The organism is Thermococcus aciditolerans (assembly GCF_008152015.1).
GTDB classification, from domain to species: domain Archaea; phylum Methanobacteriota_B; class Thermococci; order Thermococcales; family Thermococcaceae; genus Thermococcus; species Thermococcus celericrescens.
The window spans coordinates 185,976-201,370 of sequence record NZ_CP041932.1 but is presented as its reverse complement, the minus strand read 5'-3'; the positions used below and the strand labels follow the sequence as shown (position 1 = coordinate 201,370).

The 15,395-nt window shown below is 54.6% G+C and carries 16 protein-coding genes and 1 tRNA gene; 5 read left to right on the top strand and 12 right to left on the bottom strand.

Annotated features, from left to right (window positions below; genetic code table 11):
- Window position 1: 1 nt before the first annotated feature.
- The 6 genes from moaC to FPV09_RS01045 are packed head-to-tail and all read right to left on the bottom strand — an operon-like array spanning window position 2 to window position 5,406.
- Window positions 2–466 (bottom strand): cyclic pyranopterin monophosphate synthase MoaC, encoded by a 465-nt coding sequence (gene moaC / locus FPV09_RS01070; protein WP_148882051.1) that lies wholly within the window; start codon window positions 464–466, stop codon window positions 2–4.
- Between the two features lie 46 nt (window positions 467–512).
- Window positions 513–3,326 carry an RtcB family protein gene (locus tag FPV09_RS01065; protein ID WP_148882050.1) on the bottom strand — a complete coding sequence of 938 codons (2,814 nt, stop codon included), beginning with the start codon at window positions 3,324–3,326 and terminating at the stop codon, window positions 513–515.
- A 36-nt stretch (window positions 3,327–3,362) separates the two neighbouring features.
- Entirely contained in the window at window positions 3,363–3,824 is a 462-nt protein-coding gene (locus tag FPV09_RS01060) for a methyltransferase RsmF C-terminal domain-like protein (protein WP_148882049.1), read from the bottom strand.
- On the bottom strand, window positions 3,821–4,756 hold the full coding sequence (locus FPV09_RS01055) for a tRNA (cytosine(49)-C(5))-methyltransferase (RefSeq protein ID WP_148882048.1): 936 nt from the start codon (window positions 4,754–4,756) through the stop codon (window positions 3,821–3,823). The genes FPV09_RS01060 and FPV09_RS01055 overlap by 4 nt, the downstream gene beginning before the upstream one ends.
- A 9-nt stretch (window positions 4,757–4,765) precedes the next feature.
- Window positions 4,766–5,194: an archease gene (locus FPV09_RS01050; RefSeq protein ID WP_058938396.1), complete on the bottom strand. Its 429-nt coding sequence runs from the start codon at window positions 5,192–5,194 to the stop codon at window positions 4,766–4,768.
- The gene (locus FPV09_RS01045) at window positions 5,191–5,406 is read right to left on the bottom strand and encodes a hypothetical protein (protein ID WP_148882047.1); all 216 of its coding nucleotides are present in this window, start codon (window positions 5,404–5,406) and stop codon (window positions 5,191–5,193) included. Before FPV09_RS01045 ends, FPV09_RS01050 begins: the two co-directional genes overlap by 4 nt.
- 86 nt (window positions 5,407–5,492) lie before the next feature.
- Here FPV09_RS01045 and panB point away from each other — a divergent pair, with 86 nt between their 5' ends.
- Together panB and FPV09_RS01035 are read left to right on the top strand one after the other, a co-directional pair.
- Complete coding sequence (gene panB, locus FPV09_RS01040; RefSeq protein ID WP_148882046.1) at window positions 5,493–6,350, top strand: 3-methyl-2-oxobutanoate hydroxymethyltransferase; 858 nt, start codon at window positions 5,493–5,495, stop codon at window positions 6,348–6,350.
- Window positions 6,351–7,019: a glycosyltransferase family 2 protein gene (locus FPV09_RS01035; RefSeq protein WP_148882045.1), complete on the top strand. Its 669-nt coding sequence runs from the start codon at window positions 6,351–6,353 to the stop codon at window positions 7,017–7,019.
- Window positions 7,020–7,049: 30 nt separating this feature from the next.
- Here the strand turns inward: FPV09_RS01035 and FPV09_RS01030 are convergent, their stop codons facing one another.
- The 3 genes from FPV09_RS01030 to FPV09_RS01020 are packed head-to-tail and all read right to left on the bottom strand — an operon-like array spanning window position 7,050 to window position 9,699.
- Complete coding sequence (locus FPV09_RS01030; protein ID WP_148882044.1) at window positions 7,050–8,231, bottom strand: RNA-guided endonuclease InsQ/TnpB family protein; 1,182 nt, start codon at window positions 8,229–8,231, stop codon at window positions 7,050–7,052.
- Window positions 8,212–8,820 carry an IS607 family transposase gene (locus tag FPV09_RS01025; RefSeq protein WP_148882043.1) on the bottom strand — a complete coding sequence of 203 codons (609 nt, stop codon included), beginning with the start codon at window positions 8,818–8,820 and terminating at the stop codon, window positions 8,212–8,214. The genes FPV09_RS01030 and FPV09_RS01025 overlap by 20 nt, the downstream gene beginning before the upstream one ends.
- A 36-nt stretch (window positions 8,821–8,856) precedes the next feature.
- Window positions 8,857–9,699 carry a DMT family transporter gene (locus FPV09_RS01020; RefSeq protein WP_148882042.1) on the bottom strand — a complete coding sequence of 281 codons (843 nt, stop codon included), beginning with the start codon at window positions 9,697–9,699 and terminating at the stop codon, window positions 8,857–8,859.
- A 224-nt stretch (window positions 9,700–9,923) separates the two neighbouring features.
- Here FPV09_RS01020 and FPV09_RS01015 point away from each other — a divergent pair, with 224 nt between their 5' ends.
- Entirely contained in the window at window positions 9,924–10,361 is a 438-nt protein-coding gene (locus FPV09_RS01015; RefSeq protein ID WP_246112279.1) for a hypothetical protein, read from the top strand.
- 141 nt (window positions 10,362–10,502) lie between these two features.
- Here FPV09_RS01015 and FPV09_RS01010 read toward each other — a convergent pair.
- Window positions 10,503–10,579: transfer RNA gene (locus tag FPV09_RS01010), tRNA-Thr, on the bottom strand.
- A gap of 40 nt (window positions 10,580–10,619) precedes the next feature.
- Window positions 10,620–11,435, bottom strand: a complete 816-nt coding sequence (locus FPV09_RS01005; protein ID WP_148882041.1) for a phosphatase PAP2 family protein — start codon at window positions 11,433–11,435, stop codon at window positions 10,620–10,622.
- Between the two features lie 108 nt (window positions 11,436–11,543).
- On the opposite strand from FPV09_RS01005, the gene FPV09_RS01000 reads away from it, so the two are divergent.
- Both FPV09_RS01000 and FPV09_RS00995 read left to right on the top strand, forming a co-directional pair.
- Window positions 11,544–11,990, top strand: coding sequence for an HAD family hydrolase (locus FPV09_RS01000; protein ID WP_148882040.1), 447 nt, complete (start codon window positions 11,544–11,546; stop codon window positions 11,988–11,990).
- 3 nt (window positions 11,991–11,993) lie between these two features.
- Window positions 11,994–12,623: a YigZ family protein gene (locus tag FPV09_RS00995; protein WP_148882039.1), complete on the top strand. Its 630-nt coding sequence runs from the start codon at window positions 11,994–11,996 to the stop codon at window positions 12,621–12,623.
- A gap of 44 nt (window positions 12,624–12,667) precedes the next feature.
- On the opposite strand, the gene FPV09_RS00990 is transcribed toward FPV09_RS00995, so the two are convergent.
- A complete protein-coding gene (locus FPV09_RS00990) occupies window positions 12,668–15,367 on the bottom strand; it encodes a DEAD/DEAH box helicase (RefSeq protein ID WP_148882038.1) in 2,700 nt (899 codons plus the stop codon).
- Window positions 15,368–15,395 lie beyond the last annotated feature (28 nt).

Here is a 15,395-nt window from a genome sequence, read left to right as displayed (position 1 = left end):
CCTACTCCCCCTTCACCTTCTCGACCACGTGGATGCCCTCTATCATCGTGAACGGATATTGACCGTTCTCGTCCTTCTCGACGGCCTTGACCATGTCCCATATCGTCAGCAGGGCGACGGTGACGCCGGTGAGGGCCTCCATCTCAACCCCGGTCTTGTAGGTGGCGCGAACCTCGCAGGTGGCTTCTATGTAGTCTTCACCGAACTCGAATGAGATATCAACCCCCGTGAGAGGTATCGGATGGCAGAGCGGAATCAGCTCGGGCGTTTTCTTAACGGCCAGGGTTCCCGCTATCTGGGCTGTGGCTATGACGTTCCCCTTCTTCGTCTTCCCGGATTTTATCAGCTCGATGGTTTCGGGCTTCAGTTTTATCCTGCCCTTTGCCAATGCCCTCCTAAAAACCTCATTCTTATGGCCTACCTCCACCATTTTAACGCCCTTTTCATCAACATGGGTCAACTCCATCCCAAACGCCTCCGGGAATGATAGTGAATACAAAAACAGAAAGGATTCACCCCTTGGCGACGCCCATCGGGCGCATTCTCGCCACGAGGTTCGCTATGCCAGCCTGGTGGACGACGTTGACAACGTTGTCAACGCTCTTGTAGGCCCCTGGAGCCTCCTCGGCAACGACTCTGAGAGACGCCGCGCGGATGTAGATTCCCTGCCTTGCGAGCTCGTTCCTCAGTCTGTCGCCGCGGTACTGCCTCGTTGCAGCTTTCCTGCTGAGCAACCTTCCGGCGCCGTGGCACGAGCTGCCGAAGGTCTCCCTCATCGAGCCTTCGGCGCCGGCTAAGACGTAGCTGGCCGTCCCCATCGAGCCGGGAATCAGGACGGGCTGGCCGACGTCGCGGTAAGCCCTCGGAACGTCCGGGTGGCCGGCAGGGAAGGCCCTCGTCGCTCCCTTCCTGTGGACGACGACGGTAACCTTCTTCCCATCGACCTCGTGCTCCTCGACCTTGGCTATGTTGTGGGCGACGTCGTAGACGATGCTCATCTCCATGTCTTCAGCCTTCCTCTTGAAGACCTCCTCAAAGCTCTCCCTGACCCAGTGGGTTATCATCTGCCTGTTGGCCCAGGCGAAGTTTGCAGCAGCCTTCATCGCGCTGAAGTACCTCTGCCCCTCCTCGCTCTGGAAGGGAACGCTGACGAGTTCCCTGTCTGGCCAGGGAATCCCATACTTTCTGTTGGCCTTCTCCATGACGCGGAGGTAGTCGCTCGCCACCTGGTGGCCGAGACCCCTTGAACCGGTGTGGACCATGACAACAACCTGCCCCTCGAAGAGGCCGTAGGCTTCCGCTATCTTCTCGTCGAAGACCTTATCAACCACCTGAACCTCAAGGAAGTGGTTTCCTGAGCCGAGGGAACCGAGCTGCGGAGCACCCCTCTGCTTCGCCTTCTGGCTGACGGCATTTGGATTCGCACCTTCCATCCTTCCGCCTTCCTCGAGGTGCTCCAAGTCCTCCTTCCAGCCGTAGCCGTTGTCAACTGCCCACTTGGCACCGTCAGCGAGAACGTCGTCAAGCTGCGTCCAGTGGAGTCTCACCCTTCCCTTGCTTCCCAGCCCGCTCGGGACGTTCTTGAAGAGCGTGTCCACGAGCTCCTTGATGCGAGGTCTTACTTCCTTCTCGGTGAGGTTGGTCCTGATTAAGCGGACGCCGCAGTTGTGAACGACGACGCCGTTGGCTATGAAGTTGTGGGCGCTGTGGTAGACGCCGATGTCGTAGAGCTTTTTAGAGTCGCTTTTTACCCTCTTAACTTCAATTACCCGATCAAGCACGAAGCCGCCTTCAAGCCCGTAGGTTTTGAGGAAGCTCCCAAAGTCAGGCAGAAGTTCTCTCATCTTTCTGTTTCTCTGGACTAAGTTGCTCTCTGAGATGTTTTCTCCTATCACAATTTTTCTTCTCAAGTATTCCGCGAAGATCAGTGCGTAGGACTTCTGGGCAGTGTATTCGTAGCCAATCCTAGAGAGGAAGTTGTATATCTCTCTTGTGTTGGAGTATATTACAAGCCTGTACATTACCCGATTGTCGTACTCTTTGACTTTTCTTACATGTGAGGTGACTTCAAACTCTGCCAGCAGTTCTTTAATTGAATTCAGGAACTTCACAAGGCTTTCTTCAAGTTCTTTGGTCTTAACTGCGGTTAGGGATATAGAATTTGGAGTGTACTTGTGATAGCTGGACATTAATCTTGGTTTGCTTCCGTCCGCGCCGAAAAGCCCCGCCAAGAAGTTCCGCTTAATCCATTTGGGAGTATTTTTGACCCACTCTGGGACGTCGAAATCAACGTCAGTTTTCTTGCCCGTCGGGGCACCCAGCTTGATGAGAAGCTTTGAAAACGCTTTCGATGTAACCTTTATTGAGTACTCAGTTCCGGTGGTCTCAAACTCTCCCCATGCAGTCCTGACGTTTTCCTTTCTGGTTCTCTTGTAGACTCTGGATGCTTTGATGTTAAAGTAGAACTCAAGATCCTTCCTAAGAGCCTCTAGTCCTTCCTCGTCTCCGTAGAAGACTGTGATCATCCTTTCCCTTCCGTTCTTCTCACGGTAAATGTCAAAGGATCCATCGCCTATAAAGTATCCCAGTACCCTCGCCAGGATACCTATCCTTGGGTCGTCCATCCTCAGTGGGAGCAGTCCTCTCTCTTCCAAGTACTTAACCAGCTGTCTGTCCTCGTTTTTGAAATCTTCGTGAGTTAAAAGAATCCTTGGCTCTGGTTCTTCGTACTCGACTCCTTCGAATGGATAGACTGCTACCAAATCACCGGGCTTTAGGTCCTCTGCTTTTTTGTATCCTTTCTCAGTAAGCACCGGGTGGTCTCCCGAGGCCTTAAGAACCCTTCCACTTGTGAGTTTTATTTCGTATATCTCCTCGTCGCTATCCCTCTCCGCGACTAACATTATTCTAGAGTGGTCGTTGTGGCCTTCTTTTGCATCGTAAACCTTTAGTGGAACCCTTTTGAATGATTTGGGAAGATTCTTTACCTGAATCTTAAACCCCAAGTCGCTTATAACCTCAGTTTCTTCGTGGAGACAATTCACATCGTAGCCCACTCCTCCGGGGCTTATAACGCCCTCCTTCACATCAAACGCCGCGACACCGCCGATCGGGAAGCCGTAGCCCTGGTGACCGTCGGGCATAACGATGGAGTACTTGTAGATTCCAGGAAGCATCGCAACGTTGGCGGCCTGCTCAAGGGTTCTGTCTCCCCTCATCTTCTCTATCAGCTGGTCGTCAGCGTAAACCCTGCCCGGAACGCGCATTCTCTTGTCGTACTTCGGTATCTCCCAGCGTATTTTATCTATCCTCTTCAGCGGCACCATCCTCCCACCTCCTGTTTAGATTACCCTAACGTTATTTTAAGCTTTCGTGGGGTCTTCGAGCTTCAGCCTCCTCTCCTTCGGCACGTAGTTTATGAGCCTGCCTTCCTTGGCCTTGGCCGAGCCGAGGTAGTAGGAGCGCCACTTAAGGAGCACCCACCCGCTAACGCTTTCATCAATCTCAACGCTCTCGCCGGATAAATAACGCCTCGCCTTTTCATCGTCCAGCTCAACGAGGTTTTTGGTCGCCTTCGGCCCAACGAGGAAGGAACCTTCGATGCTCAGCCTTATCCCGTCGCTCTCCACCCTGCCGAAGTACACCCCGTTTCTGTCGGGGCCCCTGATTTCAAGGGAGCAGGGCTTCCATGCATAGACCTTGTGATACCTCCCGCGTATCTCATAGACAAGCTCCGGCGCATAGCCGTAGTTCTCAATGAGGAGCCTTTTGACGAGTTCGGCGTCATTTGTCTGCCCTATCTCCGCCCTCGGATTGTCGTTCATGCCCCTCCCTCCGGCTTTACAATCTTTGCGATGAAAAACGCCTCGGTGTCGTTGTCGTTGGGATGAATCCTCAGGGCCTTTCTCAGCTCCTCCGAGTAGGTTCTCCCCTCCCACTCGAGGATCGGCTCGCTGGTCTTCACGGGCAGGTCTATACGCTCGAGCCTCGCGTCGGTCTTCCGGAGCAGGTAATCGACGACCTCCTCGTTCTCTATGGGGTCTATGGTGCAGGTGGAGTAAACCAGCGTTCCGCCGGGCTTGAGCGCCCTATAAGCCGCCATGATGAGCCTCTTCTGGATGTTCATGCACCGGACAACCTCTTTCATGCGCCACTCTGTCAGGAACCTCCATTTCTTCCGTATCATGCCAACCGAAGAGCACGGGGCATCCAGCAGGATCCTGTCAAAGCGGTTCTCAAAGCGGGCAAAGTAAACGCCGTCCTTCACACTCACCCGGGTGTTCAAAACCCCCATCCTGTTGAGGTTCGCTATGAGAACGTTCGCCCTGCTTATTTTGGGGTCGTTGGCAATTATGCAGCCCTCGTTATTCATGTACTGAGCCATCTGGCCCGTCTTCGAGCCCGGCGCGGCGGCCATGTCGAGAACCAGCTCACCAGGTTTGGGGCCGAGGACGACGGGGGGTATCATGGAGCTCGCTTCCTGGCCGAAGATGAGGCCCAAACTGTGCTCCGGAACCTTCGCGAGGTTGTCAACGTTGATGAAGAACCCCTCACGAACCCAGGGAACCGGTTCAAGCTCGAACTCCTCCTTAAGCCTCTCAACGACCACATCAAGCGGAGCCTTGAGGGTGTTCACCCTTATGCTCTGCCGCAGGGGTCGGATTATGAACTCCCAGAACTCGTCCGTGTCTTCGAGCATCGAATAGCGCTCGTAAAAGGCGGGATTGGTCTCCTTAATCCTGTCCCTCGCGCTCATGGAACCACCTCAGATGTCCGGAACCAGCTGCGCCATCCATCTCCCGTCCGGCAGCTGTTCTATCTTCATCTCGTGGTAGGTTATCGCCTTCACCTCTTCCTTCGGCTCGTGCTTCTCGTAGTCGAGAACCTCGCCGCAGGCCTTCGCCCTGAGCCGGTAGCCTTCCCCGGCATTCTCTATCTCGACGTTAACGTCCCCAAAGACCAGACCATCCATGTCGTGGAGAACCAGGAGCTCCTCAAGGAAGTTGTAGAGGAGCGCCATCAGGTCCTCACCCTCGGCCTCGACCTCACGGCATTCTTTGCTCTCCACCTTCCTCACGTCAACCATCACATCAAAGAGCGCCAGGGCAACTGCTTCAAATGCCTCCTCGAGGCTCTCACCGTAGCCGCGGATGCCCACATCCGCCGTGTGCTCGTAGTGCTCCCACTCCCTCATTCCCTCACCTCCCACAGCCCTTTCTTTGAAAGCGCTGGCGGAAATTTCGTTACTTTTAAATCCGCCCATTCAAGATGCAGAGCATCAATTAACGTCTCCTCATGAGCGTCCGCACTTGAAACGTGCTGAGCCTGCATCTCCTCCATCACTCTCAAGGCAGGTTTTCCCTTGGCTTTGACTGATCCGAAGGATGGCTCCCCCACTACTGGCACCTATACTATCTCCGCTCACTGCTTAATAAACCCAACCATCGAAACCGTTAATTAGACCGCCGTCTAACCCTTCAGAGGTGGAGAACATGAGGGAAATAACGGCGCGAAGGATTATCGAGATGAAGGGGAAGGAAAAGATCGCGATGATAACCGCCTACGATTACCCGTCCGCACTGATAGCAGACAGGGCAGGGATGGACATCATCTTCATCGGCGATTCCCTAGGAATGGTTGTCTACGGAGAGGGGAACACGCTGAACGTTTCTATGGAGCAGATGGTCTTCCACACCAGGGCGGTCTCGAAGGCCGTCAAGAGGGCGCTCGTTCTGGCGGACATGCCCTTTGCGAGCTACGAGATAGACACCGACGAGGGCCTGAGGAACGCGGTTAGACTGATACAGGCCGGTGCGGATGCCGTTAAGATCGAGGGCGGCTACGACCACAGGAAGCTCGTCAGAAAGCTCGTGCGCATGGGAATACCCGTCATGGGGCACACCGGGCTTACCCCGCAGCGCTATCTGAGGTTCGGGGGATACAGGCTGATGGGGGAGACCGAGGAGGAGATCGAGGAGATACTTCGGGACGCCAGGGCACTTGAGAAGGCGGGGGCCTTTGCGGTTGTCCTCGAGTTCACCCTCGCGGACGTGGCAAAACTCGTGACCGAAGAGATATCAATCCCCACGATCGGCATTGGTGCCGGGCCGTGGGTCGACGGCCAGGTTCTCGTCTGGCATGACCTTCTCGGCATCTACGAGGAGACCCCACCCTTCGTCAAGAAGTACGCTGACATCGGCGGGATGATGCGCCTGGCTATTGAGAACTACCGGGAGGAGGTTAAGGGCGGCGCGTTTCCATGCAGGGAGCACTACTGGGAGTTCCTCGATAAGGAGGACTTCAGGAAAAAGGCCGCGCGTGCCCTGGAGAAACTGAGAGAGGAGGATTGAATGCTGGATGGAAAACGGGTAAGCGTTGTGATTCCAGCGTACAACGAAGAAAAGCGCCTTTCCAACGTTCTAGACAGGATACCGGAGTTTATCGACGAGGTAGTGGTCGTGGACGACGGCTCCGGCGATGGGACTTACGAGGTGGCACGGGCGTTCTCCGAGAAGGACCCCAGGATAAAGGCGATTAGACTCGAGAGAAACTGCGGCAAGGGCTGCGCAATGAGAAGGGGCGTTGAGGAGGTCTCTGGGGACGTGATAGTTTTCATCGACGCCGACGGACAGCACAGGCCGGAGGAGATAATAAAGCTCGTCGAGCCCATAGTCCGCGGTGAGGCCGATCTGATGATCGGGGCAAGGAAGGTCGAGGAGGCTGGAAAAAGGCCGCTGCACAGGAGAATCAGCAACATCCTGACGACACGGCTTATACGTCTCAAACTGGGGCGCTATGTCTACGACACCCAGAGCGGGTTTAGGGCCTACAGACGGGAGTTCCTTCCGGAAATAGAGAGCGACCGCTACGAGGTCGAGACGGAGATGCTCCTGAAGGCCGCAAAGATGGGCGCCAGGATAAAGGAAGTTCCTGTGGGCATGATATACGACCCCTCGAGGGAGGGCCGCTTCGAGGTCAGGGACGTGTTCCGCTTCATCAAGGCGTACCTTCGGTTTTGATTGCACTTTTAACCTTTATCGCCGTTCTGGTTATCCGCTACTTTTGGAACTTTCAAACCAATCGTAGCGGATAACCTTCCCCACTCCCGTCTTCATTGTGGGGCTTTCGGGGGGAACGGGAACTCCCCACATCTTCAATGCTCTCAAGCGAATATTCCAACTCCCAACCACATCACGGTCGGCTTCAAACCCACACTTTGAGCACTTCAAAACCCTGCCCCCATTCGGGCTTAACTTATCCCCACATACCGGGCACAGGGAGGAAGTGAGAGCGGGATTAACAAAAACAACGTTTATTCCTCTCAACTTCGCCTTGTATTCGATAATGCTTTGAAGCTTCCTAAAACTCCACCTGTGAAGCCTTCCATTCAACTCAGCCGAATACCTGATTGAATCCCTGATTTCCATCAAATCCTCTAAGGCAATTCCACCGTATTTTTCCGCCAGCTCAACAATCTTGTTCGCCAGCTTGTGGTACAAGTCGTTCAGCCTGTTCTTTTCCCTCAGCCCATACTTTTCGAGGAGTTCTTTTCTCATCTTCCCAACCTTGATTTTCTGCTGTATTCTCCTCCTCTTCACGAAGTAACCCGTCCTAATCTCCCGCTCGTGGGTGATGAACTGGACAAACTCCCCGTTAGGAAGAGAAAGCGTAACGTTGTTCTCGTTCAAATCCACTCCGACAAAAGCTTTCAGCTCTTTAACCTCAACCTCCCCGGAGAAAACAACGTTTAGAAAGACGCCTTTTGACGTTCTAACCAACCAAGCCTGCCCAACCTTCCACTCCCTAAACTTCTCGTGATACTTGGCAGGATAAAATTCCAACTGGACTCTTCCTTTGGGAGTGGAGAGTTTTACGGTTTTATTCTCCAAATCGAGTTTGAAGAGATGGTCGTCGAGCATAATGACGTCTTTTTTGAATACCGGCTTCCCCTTGGCTCTGCCTTTCTTCTTCCGTTTCCTAAAACTCTTGAAGATGGCTGTTGCCATTTGGCAGGCCGTGTAGAGGTAATGGCTCGGGAGTTCTGGATATTCCTTGCGTAAGCCTTTGTAAGTTTCTTTCTTTAGCCGGTAAAAACTGGTAACGTTGTTTTCAAAAGCGTAAGTGATGAGAAGGTTCACGATTTCTCGATAGGTTTGGAAAAGCTCATCTAATCCTTTGAGGGTTCCCTTGAGCTTGAATTTTGCTGTTAGTTTAATAGTCTCTGAGGGCATTCTTTACCGCCTCAACGAGGCGTTTTTTCTTGTGCGAACGCATACCATAAAGCTTTCCAGCGAAGGAAGTTACTATGGCTAACAAGTCCTCCACGAGTTCTTTCTCTGGTGTTTTCTCCTCATCATCGAAGATTACTTCAATTTCCACCCCGTGAGAGTTAAAGTATTGTTCGAGGTATTTGAAACCGAAGCGTGTAATTCTGTCCCTGTGAGTTATGACGACCTTGGTAACTTCTCCGCTTTCGATGAGTTTGAAAAGCTGTTTTAATCCTTTCCTGTTCTCGTTCAGGCCGGAGGAGATATCCGTGAGTATTTTGGCCACTTGGTAGCCTTTTGAAGAAGAGTAATTTTTGAGGTATTCGACTTGTCTTTCGAGGTCTTCCTTCTGGTCTCGGCTTGAGACTCTAGCGTAAATCACAACCTTGTTGGGGATTTTGCCCTCAAGAATTCTCTTGATTTCGCTTTCGGGGACTCGGTATTCTTTGCCGATTCTGTGGGCTTTGAGTTTGCCTGCTTTAATCCAGCGGAGGACTGTCATCTTGGAAACTCCGAGTTTCTTTGCGACTTCACCAGTCCGGTAAAGCTTCACCCCTCTCGCCCAAAAAAAAATTAGTGCCAAAAATATTTAAAAGTTTCGCTTGTTACAATTTATGGAACAACCCAGGGTTCCGGCGGTTATGAGGGCGAAACCAACGACGTGATAGAGTGTCAGTGTCTCCCCCAGCAGCACACTGACGCCTATTGCAACCGCCGGGGCCGGGGTTATTATGGCCGTTGCCTTGGAGAGGTTGATGCGCTTTATCGATCCGTACCACACGAGCTGACCGGCCGCTATCACCAGACCCTCTGCGATTACAAAGCCTGAGAACTCAAGTCCTGACGCAGCCGCCAGAGGCAGGAGAAGGAGGAATCCGAAGGTGTTACGAAGGGCCGCTATCGTCTGAGGGCTGTAGGGAAGCCTCTTGGCTATAACGTGGCCCAGCTGCCAGAAGAGGGGCACGAGGAGGAGCAGAAGATCACCCAGCCTGAGCTCAACCGAATGTCCTGGAACCATGATAAGAACCAGGCCCACCAGGATAACTAGGGAATACACCACAAGGCGCTTCGTTATCCTCTCCCCCAGGAGGAGCCACGCTAGAAGGAACGACCACAGAACCTCGCTCCTCGTTATGAGGGCGGCGTTTATTGCGGTGCTCATCCGGGCCCCAAAGGAGTATGCAAGATAGGCGAGCGCAGTTCCGAAGAAACCGACCAGAAACGCCGGTTTTATTCCGGCGGGATTTTCATGGATCTCATCCAGCCCCCCACCCCAGCCGACCGCGGTCCAGAGAACGAGCGACGCAACGAGGGCCGAGAGAGCGGCGAAACTGATGGGACTGGTCGGGTTGGATTTTATAACAACTGGCTCAAGTCCGTATATCACCATCCCCGAGAGCGCCAGGGCGGTCCCCAGAGCTTCGCGCCGCATACCCAACCTTTGGTGCTCCGGGTTTATAAACCTCCCAGTAGTGCGCCTGGAAGCCGACCACGGGTGGATAGTACCTGCCGCCGCGGTGCTCCAACATCCTGGATTTTGTCCAAGTATGTATTAAAACAGCAAAAATTGGGGATATTGGTGATAAAATCGTCTAAAATCAAGACTTTGAGTCACAATGTTTAAATAGGGCAGATACTATTTTGTAAATCGAGGGAATGAAGATGGCCGCAATAACCGTGAGGCCCCCGACCCTGAAAAAAATGGAAGCTCTCGGTTTCTCCCTCATGATAGTGGCAGCCGTGCTTATGGCCGCCGCGGTGTGGGGGGGCCCTCACAGGTTCCAAGAGGACGTCGTGCTGAACCCCGGGGAGTACTATCTTTACACGCTCAACGGCCATCAGTGGAGCACCGTGTACTTTTCGATAAAATCCACAGGGCCGGTGACGGTCTGCATCACCGATGGAACCGGCGTTGAAATGCTCAAATCTGGAGAAGGGCCCCTGTGCTTCTTCAAGGCGGAGGACACAACCAGCATTGAGAAGATCTGGAGGTTCCCGGAGAAGGGTCCGCTCTACCTGGTGCTGGTCCCGGCCCCGGGTACTCGGCAGGCCATAGTCTCAATTACGGTAAAGAGCGGACTGGTTCTGTGGTGACCATCGGGATGATCTGACTCTGTCAAGGCTTGAACGTTAGATCTGCCCGTTGCAACGTATAATAGGAGCCGTTTTATTGAGGATGCGATTTTAATGCGGCTTTCGACCAAAAGCGTGGCTTTTAGAAGGGAAGGACGATTGTGGAGCCGGGAGCGGGATTTGAACCCGCGACCTGCGGATTACGAGTCCGCCGCCCTGCCGAGCTAGGCTACCCCGGCACCCGATGTTAAAGACCAGCGGGGAGTTTATAAGCTTTTCTCAGGGACCACCAAGGAGCCCCCCGAAGATGGCCAGGGCCCTGGCGGGATCGGCCGCCACTATCAGGACTATGACCGCGAGGAGGAAGTTTAAGACTGTGACCCTCTGGAGCGAGGAAACCTCCCACCGGTATATGCCCGCGGATATCCTTGCGCCCCATTCCCAGGAGGTTCTTGACACGGCAATACCCAGGAGAAAGCCTGTGAGGACATCATAGATCCAGTGGTGCCCCAGGAACACCGTTGCGAACGGTATAAGGCTGTTCGTGAGTATCAGGACCTTTCCGCCGAGGCGCTTCCGGTATTTCCACAGGGTGATTATGTTTATCATTATGAACGTGTTGTGAAGGGAGGGGAGGACGAATTCCTGCCTCGTTAGGAGGGTATTGTCGGAGGTGTAGCCGGGCAGGTTGTAGACTATATGCGGGGCGTAGATGTGGGCTATCAGGTATATCGAGCCTGCAACGGCATACGCCATCAGATACCGGGCAAGCAGCCGGTCGGACGCCTCTAGATCCCTCAGATACAGCAGGAGGTAAGCAACGATAAGGGCTATGGAACCGGCAAAGCCGAGATAGTACACGACGGTAAAGAGTGCGTGGAGGGGCGGCACACCCTTGGTGAACTCCACCAGGCCAACGACCAGATCCCTCGATGTGAGGGGGAGTCTGAGAAACTGCGGCGTTAAGTCCACACTCCAGCGCCCGATGACGCCGTACAGAACGCCGAAGGCAACCCATCCAAAGTAGCTGAGGAAGAACGCGTTCAGCCTTACGAGCACCTCCGGATCTTCAAGGCGCCGCTGGAGCATGTTCATAACTTCTACCCCCAAGTAGTCAAGCCTTTAACTCCGCCTTCTTGAACACTGCAGGTTTGACTCCAAGCCTTAAAAACCTTACACTCCAACTTGTGATGGTGAACGGGCATGGAGATTCCGAACTACGGGAACCTGGAGATAAATGCGGTACTTTTTGACCTGAACGGTACCCTGGCGGAGGGCGGAAGGATCGATGACGAAGTTAAACACCTCCTAGAGAGGCTCGCGGATAAATACACGGTCGTCGTTCTGAGCGCGGACACCTTCGAGACGCTCGAGGAGGAGTTCAAAGGCCTTCCGGTGAGGATCGAGAGGGTTTCGAGCGGTGCTGAAAAGGCGGAAATCGCGAGGGGCTACGAACCCTACATAGCGGTTGGCAACGGAAACAACGATGTGGCCATGCTTGAGAGCGCGGAGTTGGCCTTCTGCGTGATAGGGCCGGAGGGAGCGACAACCGACGCCCTCCTCGCCAGCGACGTAGTGGTGAGGGACGTTAAGGACGCCATAGGCATGCTCCTCGACGAGAGAAAGCTCATAGCAACGCTCAGAGGGTGAGTTATGGACTACAGAACGCTGAAGGGTATCGGAACAGCGGAGCTGGTGATCAAGAAGTCGGTCTTCATAGGCTACGCATCACCCGCGGAGACGGAGGATGAAGCGAGGGAGTTCATCGCAAAAATCAAAGCCCACCACAGCGACGCCACCCACAACGTTTCCGCATACCTCATCAATGATGGAAAGAACTTTGCGGTTCGCTACGATGACGACGGCGAGCCGAAGGGTTCGGCGGGAAAGCCCGTGCTCAAGGTTATCCAGAACAGGGGGCTGAGCAACGTTGTCGTCGTTGTTACCCGCTACTTCGGCGGCATAAAGCTCGGCTACGGCGGTTTGGTCAAAGCATACAGCGATGCGGCAAGTTTGGCCATCGAAAACGCGGGTATCATTGAGGTGTACGAGACGGAGCGCTTCCAGGTCACCTTCCCCTACAGCCTCTTTCACACCGTCAGGGAAACCGTTGAAAAGGCTGGAGGAGGGGTTGTTAAGGAGGACTACGGCGAGCTGGTGACGTTCACCGTTGAAACGAGGAAAGGAGAGGCGGAGAAGCTGATGGAGCTTTTGACGGAGAGGACGAGGGGAAGGGTTCGGCTGAGGAGGCTCTTCATGAGCTCCTTCGAGGGGAACCTTTGAGTTTTTACATCTCATGTAAATTACATACCATGTAAAATCCCGAGTCAGTCATCCCTGCTCTCGGAAGAAGACCCTTCCAGAACCCTCTCCCAAACCCTTATCGCGGCCCATTTGTCTAAGAACTCGTTGAAGGTGCCGCACTTCGGGGAGAGCGTGCAGACGGGGCAGCCGTCCTGGCAGGAACAGGAACGGAGGTGCTCAGGGCTTTTCTCCATCAGCCTCACGGCGTTCTCGTAGATTATCGGTGCGAGGCCCGCTCCCCCCTCGTTGCCGTCGTAGATGAACACGACCGGCCTTCCAGCGTGGGGTAAGCCCGGGAAGCTCGCGTAGCTGTAGCCCCCGAGCTCCCTCGAATCCACGTAGGTAAAGATGGGAGCGATTTTTATCATGTTGTGCTCTATCGCGTGAAGCGCCGAGCCGATTCCGTCCTTGCTGTCGATCATCTTCTTTATCGCAAAGGCCAGCTCTTCATCGCTGATTCCGAGCCTCTGGAGGGCATCCCCGATTGTCTTCCTTATGACGTGGGTAGTCGTCCCGAGGTAGAGAGGGAAGAGCTTCCTCCTGTCGAGGTTGCTGTAGAGGGCAAAGGCAGGGTCTTCAAAGCCCTTCTCGGCAGCCACATCGAAGAACTCCCTGAACTCCTCGCTCGTGACTTCCCTTATTGAGTCCGGAAAGACTAGCCATATTCCCTCCGTCTCAAACTCCCGGACGTAGGGTTCCTCGAACTCCACCTTCGCGAACTTCTCCCAGTTGAGGATCGAGAAGTCCTCCTCGGCCTCGATCCTCTCGCCGGTCATCGGGGAGTGTATCTCGCCACGCAGGATGCCGTCCTCCTTCAGCCTGACCAGCTCACCGACGTAGTTCCCGGTGTCTGCCCCTTTGACGGCGAATCCGGTGTAGACGTGCCTGACCCTCAGCCGGCCGAGATGAATCTCCACTCCCCTGCAGGTTTTCTCGTCCCGGCTCTCAAGTATCTCGACCTCCTCCCTCTTGGCCACGAAGGTTTCCACGTCCCAGAAGCGGTTAAGTCCCCTCGCGAAGACGAAGTGGAACTTTCCGAGGGCTAACCGGTCTTTGACCATGTAGAGCTCTCCCCTCGAGAAGTAGGCCATCCCCGGCAGGAGCGAGCGGTGGTACTCGTCGGAATCGACCTCCTCGATGATGTAGCCCGTGAGCTTGAGCCAGTTGATGAAGTTGAGCAACTCCCTGAGCGAGGATTTCTCCATCAGCTTGCCCCTTATCCAGGGCTCGTCCTTGACGAGGAAGAACGTCTCATCGCTCGCTGTCCTCAGAGAGGAGTAGCTGAAGGCCGGCTTCCTCCGGCGAACCTCGAGCTTTCCGGTGAGCGGATTTTTCTTCAGGTCAGCCTTCCGTTCGATGACGAGCCTTTCGGCTATCTTCCTCTCGAACTCGTCAAGCTCGTCCCAGTCGATTATTCCCAGCTCGGTGAGGAGGTAGTGAAGGTGCTTCTCGGCTATGCGCTCGTTCTCGAGGTTTACCGGCATGTACTCGATTATTCCCCGCTCCAGCCTCTCAACGAGCTCGTCGAAGTGCTCTCGGTAGTAGTAGTCGAGACCGTTCTTTCTGAGGACTATGGCGTTGAGGGCCTCCCTGTCGGCCTTCCTCCCGGCCCTGCCGAAGCGCTGGATGAGGGAGAAAAGCCCGTCCGGAGGGATGCCGTAGTTGATGACTGCATCGAGGTCGCCGATGTCTATGCCGAGCTCGAGGGCGTTGGTCGTCAGGAGAACGAGCAGCTTTCCCTTCTTGAAGTCCCGCTCTATCTCCCAGCGGACGTTCTTCGGCAGGGTTCCCTTGTAGGTGCTCGTTCTGTGAAATACCGGCGAGCCGAGGAGGAAGCGGAGGAGCTTTTCGGTTCCCCTTCTGCTGTCGAAGAAGACCAGCGTCTTGATTTTCTCACCGACGAGCCTCTCAATGGCACTCCTTATTAGTTGCCTCTCGTCGAGGTTCCTTGGCTCGAAGAGGACCAGGTACCTCCGTGGGAAAGGATTCGTGGCACCGCTTACCGCCTCGAAGTTCTTCCGGAAGAGCTTCTCCGCGAACTCCTTCGGGTTCCTGAGCGTTGCAGAGAGCGCTATGGTTTGGGGCTTTGCTCCGAGTCTCCTTAGCCTGAAGTCGAGGCGGCGGAAGAGGTAGGCCGCGTTGCTCCCGAAGACGCCCCTGTAAACGTGAAGCTCGTCAACGACCAGGTAGCGGAGGTTTCTGAGGAGCCACTCGTAGTCCCTCCAGCGGCGCAGGATGTTGTAGTGGAGCATGTCCGGGGTTGTGAAGATAACCCTCGGCTTCTCGCGGAGGAGTTGCCTCCTCTCCTCCCAGGGGACGTCTCCGGTCAGGATCCTCGCGCTCACGTGCTTTCCGGTGAGGTGGTAGAAGACGAGGTTCTGAAGCGAAAACTTCTCGAGCTGGTTGTTTATGAGTGCCCTCGTGGGGTATATGAGCAGGTAAGTCGCGCGGGGGTTCGAGAGGTAGGAGTCGAAGATGGCCAGTCTGAAGATCTCGCTCTTCCCGCTCGCCGTCGGCGTCGTCACGACGACGTTTTTTCCAGAGTAAAGCCTCTCGAGGGCCTCGACCTGGTGGCGGTAGAGCCTAAAGCCGAGCTCTTCGAGGAGGGTGTTTACCTCGGGGTTGTTGAACCGAAAATCGCCGAACTCGCCTTCCTTTGGAGGAAAAACGTGAACCCTCGCTATCTCGGACTTGAGGGGCTTGAGCGTCTCGAAGAGGGACATGGGGGTAAATTGAAAATAACGGCTAAAA

Coding starts and splice junctions, on each gene's coding strand:
- moaC (WP_148882051.1), bottom strand. CDS start 466: ATGGAGTTGACCCATGTTGATGAAAAGGGCGTTAAAATGGTGGAGGTA.
- FPV09_RS00990 (WP_148882038.1), bottom strand. CDS start 15,367: ATGTCCCTCTTCGAGACGCTCAAGCCCCTCAAGTCCGAGATAGCGAGG.
- FPV09_RS01050 (WP_058938396.1), bottom strand. CDS start 5,194: ATGAGGGAGTGGGAGCACTACGAGCACACGGCGGATGTGGGCATCCGC.
- FPV09_RS01020 (WP_148882042.1), bottom strand. CDS start 9,699: ATGCGGCGCGAAGCTCTGGGGACCGCCCTGGCGCTCTCGGGGATGGTG.
- FPV09_RS01035 (WP_148882045.1), top strand. CDS start 6,351: ATGCTGGATGGAAAACGGGTAAGCGTTGTGATTCCAGCGTACAACGAA.
- FPV09_RS01060 (WP_148882049.1), bottom strand. CDS start 3,824: ATGAACGACAATCCGAGGGCGGAGATAGGGCAGACAAATGACGCCGAA.
- FPV09_RS01000 (WP_148882040.1), top strand. CDS start 11,544: ATGGAGATTCCGAACTACGGGAACCTGGAGATAAATGCGGTACTTTTT.
- panB (WP_148882046.1), top strand. CDS start 5,493: ATGAGGGAAATAACGGCGCGAAGGATTATCGAGATGAAGGGGAAGGAA.
- FPV09_RS01015 (WP_246112279.1), top strand. CDS start 9,924: ATGAAGATGGCCGCAATAACCGTGAGGCCCCCGACCCTGAAAAAAATG.
- FPV09_RS01065 (WP_148882050.1), bottom strand. CDS start 3,326: ATGGTGCCGCTGAAGAGGATAGATAAAATACGCTGGGAGATACCGAAG.
- FPV09_RS01030 (WP_148882044.1), bottom strand. CDS start 8,231: ATGCCCTCAGAGACTATTAAACTAACAGCAAAATTCAAGCTCAAGGGA.
- FPV09_RS01005 (WP_148882041.1), bottom strand. CDS start 11,435: ATGAACATGCTCCAGCGGCGCCTTGAAGATCCGGAGGTGCTCGTAAGG.
- FPV09_RS00995 (WP_148882039.1), top strand. CDS start 11,994: ATGGACTACAGAACGCTGAAGGGTATCGGAACAGCGGAGCTGGTGATC.
- FPV09_RS01055 (WP_148882048.1), bottom strand. CDS start 4,756: ATGAGCGCGAGGGACAGGATTAAGGAGACCAATCCCGCCTTTTACGAG.